Origin of the sequence: Bacillus sp. N5-665 (genome assembly GCF_022637375.2) — a bacterium.
GTDB classification, from domain to species: Bacteria; Bacillota; Bacilli; order Bacillales; family Bacillaceae_G; genus Bacillus_A; species Bacillus_A wiedmannii.
In genome coordinates this window covers 3,226,508-3,238,515 of the sequence record NZ_CP093325.1, presented here as the reverse complement: position 1 = coordinate 3,238,515, position 12,008 = coordinate 3,226,508, and the positions used below count along the sequence as shown (strand labels likewise).

The following is a 12,008-nucleotide window of genomic DNA, read 5'->3' as shown; positions in this document are numbered from 1 at the left end:
TTTTTGAAATAAAGTGATATTCGTACTAAGAAGGAGAGAGTTTACATGATAGAGAGTAAAGTTGTAGATTCTGTACCAACTCTTAATGAGAATAGTTGTCAAATATGGTGGGCAAGAATTTCAGATTTACAATCAGGGCATTACAATTTACTAAACGATGTTGAACGAGAGAAAGCAAATTCATATCATCAATCGGCAGATCGTGCACGATTTATAATAGGTTGTGTAATTAGTAGATTAGTTCTTGGAAAGATCCTTTCTATGTCGCCAGTTCAAGTACCGATTGATCGAATGTGCCCTGTATGTAAGTTACAACATGGTAGACCACAATTACCAGAAGGAATGCCGCAAATATCTGTTTCACATTCGGGTGAGTGGGTTGTTGTTGCATTTACAAAGTCTGCACTTGTTGGCGTTGATGTTGAACAAATGAATCCAAATGTAGATGTTATGAAAATGGCAGAGGGCGTATTAACAGACATTGAAATAGCACAAGTTATGAAATTACCTAATGAACAGAAAATAGAAGGTTTTTTAACATATTGGACTCGAAAAGAAGCAGTACTAAAAGCGACAGGTGAAGGACTAATGATTCCGCCAGTACATATTACTGTGTCGGCTCCAAATGATCCTCCAAATTTGTTAGTTTTTAAGGATAGGCAAGAATTAGTAGAAAATACAATGATGGCAGATATAAGGCCTAGTGTAGATTATATGGCTTCAATTGCAATATTTAGTAAAGAAGTAACTGAAATCACACAGTTAGATGCAGTAGCGCTTTTAAATTATAAATAAGTTAAATAAAAAATCTTATAGAAGAGGTGTTCCTCATGTTAGTAGCGGAAAATAGAACAAATGAATTCACTTATAATGTACAAGCAATAAAAAATATTTTATTTTCTGGAGATACATCATCTATTCATGCATTAGAAAAGCTTTTGAATGATACAGTTCAGTTTGATGTTCTCGAACAAGAGGTACTTGATAGACAGTACATCCCAAAAGAAGCAAAGAATTTCTTTGATAAAAACGGAACATTTCTTTACCGTGTATCCAATGTTAGTTATAAAGGAAAAGTGTTATCTGAGAATCTAATTTTTGCGGACACTTCGTTTTTACCAAATACAATTAAGAGTGAATTAGAGAGTGGAAATATTCCAGTTGAAAAACTTATAGAAAAGATGGAAGTAAGAAGAAACGTACTATACGAAGGATATCAGCCATCTGGGAATATTATTGAATTGTTTGATGGATGCTCTGTTACGGCGAATGTGTATCCAACTAGAAAATATCAAATTGTAAGTAACTGCAAATGTATATTTTATATTTGTGAAGTGTATCATGCTGAGAATATAAAGGAATTACTTAAATAAAACAAGAAACCAGCCTATAAAATGGCTGGTTTCTTGTTTATTTAACAGCTTCTTTTAACTCTTTACCTGCTTTAAATGCTGGAACTTTACCGGCTGCGATTTGAATTTCTTCGCCAGTTTGCGGGTTACGTCCTGTACGAGCAGATCTTTCGCGCACTTCAAAAGTTCCAAAGCCGATTAATTGAACTTTATCGCCTGATTGTAATGCAGTAGCAATTGTGTCAAATACGGATTGTACCGCTGCAGAAGCTTCCTTTTGAGAAATATCAGCGGATTGTGCCACGTTTTTAACTAATTCTGTTTTGTTCATGTTTTCACCTCATAAAAAGTTTTTTAGAATGAATGTTTTAGTATAATGGATAGTATAGAGAAAGCTATTTATATGGTTAGAAAGAATACTATATAGTTATGTTAATTTCGTTGTAAGAGACTGAATCCCTGCTAATAATTAGGGATTAATTAAGAATTGATGTATAGAAAACGCTGTAATATGAGGATGAGGGGGAGAATATGAATGATTTTTCGTGAAAAGAATGAGAAAGAAAGTATATTAATTCGTCAACATGATCATGGTTTTTTAGCTGGAGAGATTGCAAAGCATATAAAAGAAGATTTTTTTGAAGATGAAACATACTTAAAAGAGACAATTGATGCAATATATGAGCATGATAGAGGATGGATAGAACTTGATAAAGTACCAATTTTGAATGATGCTAAAAATATTCCATATACATTTATGGATTGTCCAAGTTCATTGCGTTTTGTTTTTTATACGATTGGTTTGAATGAAATTGAAGATTCAAATCCATACGGAGCATTACTTTGTAGTAAACATTTTTTATCATTTCCATTAAATGATGAAGATGAAGAGATGCTTTCATTTTATACAGGGGAATTGGAACGACAAAAAAGAATATTGAAAACGTTAACAAAAGAACAATTTGCGATGTTCGATAAACATTATAGATTATTAAAGTTTTGCGATGAACTTTCTTTATATGTGTGTATGAATAAACCTGGCGTAGAAAAGACAGATGAAATTGATTTGTTTAAAGATGGTTTTGAAGGAACAGAAATGTTTAATAGTAAAGTGGAGAAACCTATTCAAGCTGAATGGGTGGACGAGGAAACAATTCGGATTACACCGTTTCCATTTCAAACGGAATTTCATACGTATGTAAATTATAAAACAATAAATAAACGTGAAATTGAAGAAAAAGGAATTGCAAAAGCTGATAGAGAATCGGAAATGGAGAAACAAAACATTCGTTTCGTACAATAAGGAGGCGATTTAGATTGAAAGAGTACATGTTAAAACAGGTGGATTACCATGCTTGGGCTAATATACGGTTATTCAATCGACTAAAAGAATTACCAAGCTATGAGACTATTTTTAATGAACAGATACAGAGTGTATTTCCATCAATTAAGGATACTTTTACGCATATTTATATTACAGATCAAGTGTGGTTACACGTATTGCATGGTAAAAGTATGAATGAAGCAATACAAGACCGAGAAAATTTACGCAAACAAATCGAAACTAAATCGTTACATGAATTAGAAAAAATGTTTGAAAACATGGCAAATCAATATAAAGACTTCTTAATTACAATACAAGACGTGAATGCTGTATTTGTTATTGAGAATCCATATGCAGGGAAATTAGAAACTTCAATTTTAGAGTTAGTACAACATGTTGTAAATCATGGGACATATCATAGAGGAAATATAACAGCGATGATCCGTCAACTTGGTCATTCATCGACAATGACGGATTTTGTGCTATATTTACATATGGTTAAAAAGCAGGGGGAGTAATATAGTTTGTAAGAAGGAGAGGCTTTAATTGTAGAAGTCTCTCCTTCTATTTTATTTCGTATTAATGATAGATCGACTGATTAAAGTTTTGCTTTATTTCTTAAGAAGCTTTATTTTCTTGTAATTGCTTAGCGTATTGTACAGCCTTATATGCATTGACTCTACCGTTTTTCCAGTACGTACCTGTACCACTAATTTTATCAGTAGTAGACTCAATAATTTGGCGGATTTGTGTATTGCTATATCCTTGGTTTGCTAAAAGAGCAGCGACTCCTGCAACATGAGGTGTTGCCATAGATGTACCACTTAATGATTGATACGTGCTTCCTTTATATGTGGAATATATATTTGAACCTGGTGCTGCAACATCTACCCAGCTACCATAAGTAGAAAATGAAGATTTCTTATCTGATTGATCTGTAGAAGCAACTGCAATCACTTCGCTGTAATAAGCAGGGTAATTAGCTTTTGTATTTCCAGCATTTCCAGCAGCTGCAACTATAACAGAACCTTTATTCCATGCATATTGAACGGCTTGTTGTAATGCAGTACCACCATTTGGAGCTCCTAAACTTAAACTAATTACTTTTGCACCCGAATCAGCAGCTTCTCGAATACCTTGCGCTACAGCATCAAGAGTCCCACTTCCTTGATTATCTAATACGCGGACAGCATAAATTGAAGTTTGTGGGGCAACACCAGCAATTCCGACACTGTTATTCGTAAGTGCTCCAGTAATTCCAGCGCAATGTGTACCATGACCATTACCATCATCAGATGTATTGTCGTTATCAACATAATCATGCCCGTAAATTACTTTCAAAGCCAAATCAGGGTGTGAGCCTTGAACTCCTGTATCAATAATAGCTACTTTTACACCAGGATCACTTCGTTGGCTATCCCAAGCTTGTGGAGCTTGAATCTTTTGCAATCCATATTGATTTTTAAAATATGGGTCGTTTGGAGTCCAAAAGGCGTGAACGTAATAATTCGGTTCTGCATATTCTACATCTGGATTATTTTTATAACTCTTTATTTTTTCTTTTACAGTACCTTTCGAAAATTGAACGACTTCAAAACCTAACTTATCATCTTTAGATAAGACATTGGCTCCGACAGATTTATGAAAAGATTGCACATTACTTAAAGATGCATTTTGCTTGAACTTAACGATTAATTGGTTAGGAACGTAATCAGTAGATGATGTTTCAGCGCTTGAAGTATTCGTGTTAAAGAAGAAACCACCAATAATAAAAGATAAAACAGATAGGAAAACAATGATTTTGTTTTTCAAAAGATTTTTCCTCCCTTTTCTTGTATGAGTTTTTCAGCGACACTTTAATGTCGCATTCTTTTTCAACTATATAGTTAGACCATACGATTTATGACATTTATGTGAAAAACTTTTGGAGGAATAAAAAGGAGTAAACATTGATATAAATATATTTTTAATGAAAGTAATTAAGTAAAAGAGGGGATAAAAAAAGGAATGCTCATCATGTATGAGTCATTCCTTTTTTCATAGATTAACTTGCCTGTTTTTTATGACTTTCTTTCAATTTTTCTGCTTGTAAAAAGCGATTTGTTTCAGCAACAACAATACCACTTAACCCAATAAGGCCAATTAAGTTTGGAATCGCCATAAGTCCATTTGCAATATCAGCAAACGTCCATACGATGCCTAATTTTAAATTCGCACCAATTGCAATCATGACGATAAAGATTGCTTTATAATATTTAACAGCACCTTCTCCAAACAAATAAGCCACGCACTTCTCGCCGTAATACGACCATCCTAAAATAGTAGAGTAGGCAAATAATATAATTGCGATACCAAGAATCATACTACCAGCAGTGCCAAATACAGATTGGAACGCAAGTGTCGTCGCTTCAACGCCAGTTTTACCTGATTTCCATGCACCTGTAGTAATTAATACTAGCCCTGTAATTGTACATACGATAAACGTATCTAGAAAAGTACCAGTCATAGAAACTAAAGCTTGCTTTGCAGGCGAATCTGTTTTTGCAGCCGCTGCTGCAATAGGGGCGCTCCCTAAACCAGCTTCGTTCGCAAATACACCGCGCGCCATTCCAATTTGAATTGCAGATGCAATTGTTGCGCCAATAAAACCACCAGCAGCTGCAGTACCATTGAATGCGCCAGAAAAAATAAGTGAAAATGCTTCTGGAATTTGATCGTAGTGATAGAAAATAATAATAAGTCCAGCAATGATATAAAAGAAAGCTTTAATAGGAACGATGTATCCTGTCACTTTCCCGATTTTTTTCACACCGCCTAAAATAACAATGGCGATTAAAAACGACATGAATATACCAGTTAAAGCAGGGGGGAAAGAGAAATTAATTCGCATTGCCTCTGCAACTGAGTTAGATTGCACCATATTACCGATACCGAAAGAAGCAGTTGTACCGAATATAGCGAATAAAACAGCAAGCCATTTCTTACCTAAACCACGTTCTAAATAGTACATTGGACCACCTGAATATTCACCATTTTCATTACTAACACGGTATTTCACCGCAAGAATGGCTTCGGCATACTTTGTTGCCATACCGAACAAAGCAGTAATCCACATCCAAAAGATTGCACCGGGTCCACCAATTGTCACAGCAGTTGCAACACCGGCTATATTCCCCATACCAATCGTTGCCGCCATAGCTGTCATAAGTGCTTGGAAGTGGCTAATATCTCCAGAGGAGGATGTATCTTCTGATTTTTTAAAAGCTAGTTTGTGAGCGTATAATAGTTTACTAAACTGTAAACCTTTTAAACGCACTGTGAGAATGATACCAGTACCAACAAGTAGCAACAACGTTGGTAATCCCCACACATAGTGATTGATTTGTTCTAATACTGTACTTACTGTCTCCATCTGTATTCTCCTTTTTATGAAAAAATAAAAACCACTTCAAGTAAATGAAATGGTCTCTGGAGAAACAAGGGATAGAAAAATAAACCGATACAAATCGGCATTTTCTTTCGCTTGTCTCTGTCCTTTTACCTGAGAGATTATCCGCTATAGTAGCGGATTTGCTCCTTCGGTGCTCTTTTTCCTCCGCGCTATATCAAGCGAGAGGGAGTCTCTCCAGAGATTCGTCCCCATGCAGTTCTACTTGTAACCAAGACCTGAGAGTTTCAAAGTTGATTCAGCAACTTTTTGCCCCGTCGGTAGATCAATAGACCTTCTCCTGAATGGTTCATCCGAATTATAAAATTTATAAAAACATTGATTGTAAATCAATAAAAACATTATAGACAGACAAAATGTGAATTGCAATCTTTTTTTATTTTAAAATAGTAACCAGTTTTATTTTTTTGCAAGTCCTAATTTAACTTCAACTTCATTTAACGTAGATAAAGCGAGGACAATATGTTGGTCCGCAAGTCCTAAAGCATGTTTAGTATTTTCAATTGTTTCATTGGAAGGAGTAGAGTTATTTGCTCCGTCTATAATTAAATCTGCTGCGTTTTTCATAAATTTAGAAGCAGTCTTAAATTCAGTTGTGAAATAAATTAGTTGTTCTTGTATTTGTACTTCCGATATATTTTCTTTAATTTTCACAGTGTCTATTTCGTTTATTATTTTTTCATATTGCTTGGAAATAGCAGTCATTGTGACTAATAGTTTATTTCTGTCTACTGAATCTCCGTTCGTGTTAATCTCTTCCCAGGCAGGCAACCAATCTTTTTCGATGATGTCATTATAATTTGTAGTTAATTCATCAATTTTTGGTTGTAATTTAGTTTTAAAAGTTTTTGTATCAATTGTTTCTACGGTGGTTTTTTCGTTATTATTTTTATCTTTAGTTGTGTAGAAAATCGTACAGGTAATAATAAAAATAGAAATAACTATTGTCCATTTATTAAAAAATAATTTCTTCAATGGGTAATCCCTCCAAAAATAAACATTTTATAATTATAATATATAACAATAATATTATTAATGGTAGAGAATATAGTATGTAATTGATTTTAATTATATTTTTTATATACATAAATAACTAAGATTAGTAAAATGATGAAAGTAATATGTGAGAAAAGAGGGTTTTTAGTGAAAACGAATAGAAAAAAGCTAGCTTCAAATATTTCAATGGCTATGATATTAGTTGGCTTATTTGCACTCATATATCTGGACAAAGAATCTAAAATGGAAGATTTTCCAGTACCAATGTCAGCAATCCATATTAACGATGATAATGAAGCGGATTATAAATATATAAGTGTAATACCTATTACAAAGGCAAGTGGATGGGAGCACTTAGGGGAAAACGGGCATACTAATAGTTTTAAAAAAGGGGAGAGGAAGGTAACGGTAGTACATTATCCGGGAGAAATTACGTATTATTTATTTGAAAAAAAGATGAATAAGGAAGGGAGGTAAGATAAAGTTGTAATTCGTTAAGGGTTACAACTTTTCTTTTTATTCTGAATTATTTGAAATGAAATCAGATAGATGGTTTGATAGATATAGTGATAAATATGATTAGTTCTATATGCACATAAAGAGCAATGAGGAGATTATAAAAATATTATGTAAACTAAAAAATATAAGTGGAAGATAAATTATATCCTAAGGGGGAGTTAAAAATGTTACTAAAAACAATCTACTGTAAGGTGGAAGAAGAGAAAAAAGAGTTATTTTCAATCGCACAAGAAAAATGGCGTGATATACAGCATCTAGATGGTTTTCACGGACAATTTGGTGGATGGAATGAAGATGAGGCGTGTGTTTATACTTTATGGAATGATAGGGGGGCGTATCAATCATTTATGAATGGTGCTCACGATACCATTTATTTAAATAGTAATCAAGAGGATACGTTTCTTTCATGTGAAATTGAACTGTTTCAAACATTGTATGATATAACTGATATGCCTTTGAAAGAGGTTGTTACAGAAGGGTCATTTGTCAGAGTTGCTATATGTGATGTAAAGGTGGAACAGGAAAAGCAGTTTTTACATAAACAAGAAACAATTTGGAATAAAGGAATGAAAAAAGCAAACGGGATGATAGGTGGAGTAGTTGGGAAGTCTTTAAAAACTGAAAATCGTTACATAGTGTTAACTTATTGGAAAGATGAAATGGCGCATCAAAATTATGTAGAAGAGATTTTCTCAGAGCTGTATAAACTAGCTAATATTCATGAGGATTTAGAAGATATAAGAGGTAAACAAGCTGTATGTAAGGAAGAGTGGCTTGTATATTAAGTGTTCAAAACGTGCATAAATGAATGTATAATAAAGATATTTTCTTATAAACGAGTAATTAATAGAAGACGTTATATACCCTTTCATGTTAATATATTTAAGTTATAATAGAAGGCTTACCCTTTTGTATTGTACGGTAGAAGCAGTGTGAGCTTGAAATTTTGTTTAGAAAAGGATGTGCCTAATTTGCGTATCAATAAATTTATTAGTGAAGCTGGAAAAGCGTCTCGACGTGGAGCAGATAAATTAATTAATGAGAGAAGAGTAATTATTAACGGTAAGGTTGCAAAAATTGGTGACCAAGTAAATCCAGGTGATGATGTACGCGTAAATGGAGAGCAGCTTCGTATTGCTCGAGATCACGTATATATCGCTTTAAATAAACCAGTAGGTATTACATGTACGAGTGAAAAAGCTGTAAAAGGTAATATTATCGATTTAGTGAATCATCCATTACGAATTAGTCACATTGGACGTCTTGATAAAGACTCAGACGGTTTAATTTTATTAACGAATGATGGTGATATTGTAAATGAAATTTTACGTGCTGAAAACAAACATGAAAAAGAATATATCGTTTCAGTAGATAAGCCAATTACACCTGATTTTCTAGAGAAAATGGCAGCTGGTGTGAAAATTTTAGGAACGAAAACGCTTCCTTGTGAGGTAACACAGTTATCAAAATATGAATTCCAAATTATTTTAACTCAAGGGTTGAATCGTCAAATTCGTCGTATGTGTGAAGCTTTAGGTTATCAAGTATACACTTTAAAGCGTACAAGAATTATGAATATAGAATTAAATAATTTACCTGTTGGACAGTGGAGAGATTTATCGAAGAAAGAGAAACGACGTCTATTTTCAGACTTAAATTATGAACCACAAGATTGGTAAAATTGAGAAGAGGAAACCCAAAATCTATTTTTGGTTTCTTTTTTATTAAATAAAAAATCATTTTTAAACACTTGCAAAAATAAAATGAATAAGATATAGTAAATAACAATTAATGGATGTACTTTTAAAAGCAAAGAAAAGGACACGAGTTATTTTATCCGGTTATACAGAGAAGGAAGGAAAGCTGAGAACTTCCTAACGCAGAAAAATAACTTACCACCTTAGAGCTGCACTGGGGAAACTAAGTATCTAGTGCCGTGTAAGCGACGTTATCGCAAAAGAAGCCATTATGTTTTTTGTGATGGGAATCTGGGTGGAACCACGGATATAAGCATATTCGTCCCTATTTTAGGGATGAATATGCTTTTTTGTATTCAATTTCATAATAAGCGAAGAAAAGGACACGAGTTATTTTATCCGGTTATACAGAGAAGGAAGGAAAGCTGAGAACTTCCTAACGCAGAAAAATAACTTACCACCTTAGAGCTGCACTGGGGAAATTAAGTATCTAGTGCCGTGTAAACGACGTTACCGTAAAAGAAGCCATTGTGTATTTACAATGGGAATCTGGGTGGAACCACGGGTAAAAGCACGCTCGTCCCTATTTTAGGGATGAGTGTGCTTTTTATTATGAAATGGAGAGATGAAAAATGAAAGAACAGATGATTGAAATGAAATTTCCGGATGGAAGCGTTAAAGAATTTGTAAAAGGAATTACTTTAGAAGAAATTGCGGGATCCATTAGCAGTAGTTTAAAAAAGAAAGCAGTCGCAGGGAAAGTAAATGATCAGTTATATGATTTACGCCGAAATATTGAAGAAAATGCGGAAGTAGAAATCGTTACAATAGATTCAAATGAAGGGGTAGAAATTGCAAGACACTCTGCGGCACATATTTTAGCGCAAGCTGTAAAGAGGATGCATGGTAATGTAAACCTTGGTGTAGGACCTGTTATTGAAAATGGATTTTATTATGATATGGATCTTCCGAGTAGTGTAAACGTAGAAGATTTACCGGAAATCGAAAAAGAAATGAAAAAAATTATAAATGAAAATGTAAAAATAGAGCGAGTTGAGGTTTCACGAGAAGAGGCAAAAAAACTGTTTCAAGAAATGAATGATCACCTGAAATTAGAATTGTTAGAAGCAATTCCTAGTGGGGAAAGTGTAACACTATATAAACAAGGTGAATTTGTAGACTTATGTAGAGGACCACATGTACCGTCAACAGGCTATTTGAAAGCATTCCAATTAACTCACGTTTCTGGTGCATATTGGCGAGGTGATAGTAACAATCAAGTGCTTCAGCGTATATATGGTGTTGCGTTCTCTTCTCAAAAAGAATTAGAAGATTATTTACATTTCGTTGAAGAAGCAGCAAAAAGAAATCATCGTAAATTAGGTAGTGAGCTGGAGTTATTTATGTTTTCTGAAGAGGCTCCGGGAATGCCATTTTATTTACCGAAAGGACAAATTATTCGTAATGAATTAGAAGCATTTTTAAGAGAAATTCAAAAAGAGTATAAGTATCAAGAAGTACGTACTCCGTTTATGATGAACCAAGAATTATGGGAGAAATCAGGACACTGGGGACATTACAAAGACAACATGTATTTCTCTGAAGTAGACAATAAAAGTTTCGCATTAAAACCAATGAACTGCCCAGGACATATGTTAATGTTCAAAAATAAATTACACTCTTATCGCGAATTGCCAATTCGTATGTGTGAGTTCGGTCAAGTACACCGACACGAATTTAGCGGGGCATTAAATGGATTATTAAGAGTACGTACTTTCTGCCAAGATGATGCTCATTTATTTGTAACTCCAGAACAAATTGAAGATGAAATTAAATCTGTAATGGCGCAAATTGATTATGTTTATAAAACTTTTGGATTCGAATATGAAGTAGAGCTTTCTACTCGTCCAGAAGATTCAATGGGTGATGATAAGTTGTGGGAGCAAGCAGAAGAGGCATTAGAAAATGTATTACATTCATTGAATTATAAATATAGACTAAATGAAGGTGACGGTGCATTTTATGGACCGAAAATCGACTTCCATATTAAAGACGCCTTAAATAGAAGTCATCAGTGCGGGACAATCCAACTAGATTTCCAAATGCCAGAGAAGTTTGATTTAAATTATATAGATGAGAAGAATGAAAAGAGAAGACCAGTTGTCATTCACAGAGCAGTTTTAGGATCTTTAGACCGTTTCTTAGCGATATTAATTGAGCACTTTGGAGGCGCGTTCCCGGCATGGGTGGCACCGGTTCAAGTGAAGGTCATTCCAGTTTCGAATGCAGTCCATGTACAATACGCAGATGAGATTGCGGATAAATTAGCACAAGCTGGCATTCGTGTTGAAAGAGATGTACGAGATGAAAAGTTAGGATATAAAATAAGAGAAGCACAAATGCAAAAAGTTCCTTATGTTCTTGTTATTGGGGATAAGGAAATGGAGAACGGATCTGTAAATGTACGTAAATACGGTGAAGACCAGTCAGAAGTTATTGAACTAAATGGGTTTGTGGAGAGTATAAAAGAGGAAATAAAAAATAAGAAATAGAGATTGATAATAAAATACACCATTAACATGTATTACTGAATTTAAACTCATTAAAGAACCATAATAAATGATGAAGGGATAGCTTAATCGCTATTCCTTCATCATTTATTGCCATATACT

Annotated in this window: 12 protein-coding genes, 1 riboswitch and 2 other annotated features; of the genes, 8 read left to right on the top strand and 4 right to left on the bottom strand. The window is 33.9% G+C overall.

Going from position 1 to position 12,008, the window contains the following annotated elements:
* The first annotated feature begins 45 nt into the window (after positions 1-45).
* Positions 46-795, top strand: a complete 750-nt coding sequence (gene sfp / locus MNO09_RS19200; RefSeq protein WP_000573029.1) for a 4'-phosphopantetheinyl transferase Sfp — start codon at positions 46-48, stop codon at positions 793-795.
* Between the two features lie 35 nt (positions 796-830).
* Entirely contained in the window at positions 831-1,373 is a 543-nt protein-coding gene (locus MNO09_RS19195; protein WP_000959141.1) for a hypothetical protein, read from the top strand.
* A 37-nt stretch (positions 1,374-1,410) separates the two neighbouring features.
* Here MNO09_RS19195 and hbs read toward each other — a convergent pair whose 3' ends face one another.
* Positions 1,411-1,683, bottom strand: coding sequence for a non-specific DNA-binding protein Hbs (hbs, locus tag MNO09_RS19190; protein ID WP_001043960.1), 273 nt, complete (start codon positions 1,681-1,683; stop codon positions 1,411-1,413).
* 204 nt (positions 1,684-1,887) lie between these two features.
* On the opposite strand from hbs, the gene MNO09_RS19185 reads away from it, so the two are divergent.
* On the top strand, positions 1,888-2,655 hold the full coding sequence (locus tag MNO09_RS19185; RefSeq protein WP_000577278.1) for a DUF3891 family protein: 768 nt from the start codon (positions 1,888-1,890) through the stop codon (positions 2,653-2,655).
* A 14-nt stretch (positions 2,656-2,669) separates the two neighbouring features.
* Positions 2,670-3,194, top strand: a complete 525-nt coding sequence (locus tag MNO09_RS19180) for a DinB family protein (protein WP_000666442.1) — start codon at positions 2,670-2,672, stop codon at positions 3,192-3,194.
* Positions 3,195-3,294: 100 nt separating this feature from the next.
* On the opposite strand, the gene MNO09_RS19175 is transcribed toward MNO09_RS19180, so the two are convergent.
* The 3 genes from MNO09_RS19175 to MNO09_RS19165 form a co-directional block, all read right to left on the bottom strand.
* On the bottom strand, positions 3,295-4,488 hold the full coding sequence (locus tag MNO09_RS19175) for a S8 family peptidase (protein WP_000790928.1): 1,194 nt from the start codon (positions 4,486-4,488) through the stop codon (positions 3,295-3,297).
* A 232-nt stretch (positions 4,489-4,720) separates the two neighbouring features.
* On the bottom strand, positions 4,721-6,088 hold the full coding sequence (locus MNO09_RS19170; protein ID WP_000451054.1) for an alanine/glycine:cation symporter family protein: 1,368 nt from the start codon (positions 6,086-6,088) through the stop codon (positions 4,721-4,723).
* Positions 6,089-6,195: 107 nt separating this feature from the next.
* Positions 6,196-6,315, bottom strand: a riboswitch (glycine riboswitch).
* Between the two features lie 208 nt (positions 6,316-6,523).
* Entirely contained in the window at positions 6,524-7,099 is a 576-nt protein-coding gene (locus tag MNO09_RS19165) for a hypothetical protein (RefSeq protein WP_000732314.1), read from the bottom strand.
* A 132-nt stretch (positions 7,100-7,231) separates the two neighbouring features.
* Here MNO09_RS19165 and MNO09_RS19160 point away from each other — a divergent pair, with 132 nt between their 5' ends.
* The 4 genes from MNO09_RS19160 (at position 7,232) to thrS (ending at position 11,888) form a co-directional block, all read left to right on the top strand.
* Complete coding sequence (locus MNO09_RS19160) at positions 7,232-7,597, top strand: hypothetical protein (protein WP_097860495.1); 366 nt, start codon at positions 7,232-7,234, stop codon at positions 7,595-7,597.
* A 206-nt stretch (positions 7,598-7,803) separates the two neighbouring features.
* Positions 7,804-8,424 carry a YdbC family protein gene (locus MNO09_RS19155; RefSeq protein ID WP_000925141.1) on the top strand — a complete coding sequence of 207 codons (621 nt, stop codon included), beginning with the start codon at positions 7,804-7,806 and terminating at the stop codon, positions 8,422-8,424.
* Positions 8,425-8,610: 186 nt separating this feature from the next.
* Positions 8,611-9,318: a 23S rRNA pseudouridine(2604) synthase RluF gene (rluF, locus tag MNO09_RS19150; protein ID WP_001222161.1), complete on the top strand. Its 708-nt coding sequence runs from the start codon at positions 8,611-8,613 to the stop codon at positions 9,316-9,318.
* 124 nt (positions 9,319-9,442) lie between these two features.
* Positions 9,443-9,666: a binding site (T-box leader), on the top strand.
* 35 nt (positions 9,667-9,701) lie between these two features.
* Positions 9,702-9,924: a binding site (T-box leader), on the top strand.
* A 44-nt stretch (positions 9,925-9,968) separates the two neighbouring features.
* Positions 9,969-11,888, top strand: a complete 1,920-nt coding sequence (thrS, locus tag MNO09_RS19145; RefSeq protein WP_000663105.1) for a threonine--tRNA ligase — start codon at positions 9,969-9,971, stop codon at positions 11,886-11,888.
* Positions 11,889-12,008: the final 120 nt, after the last annotated feature.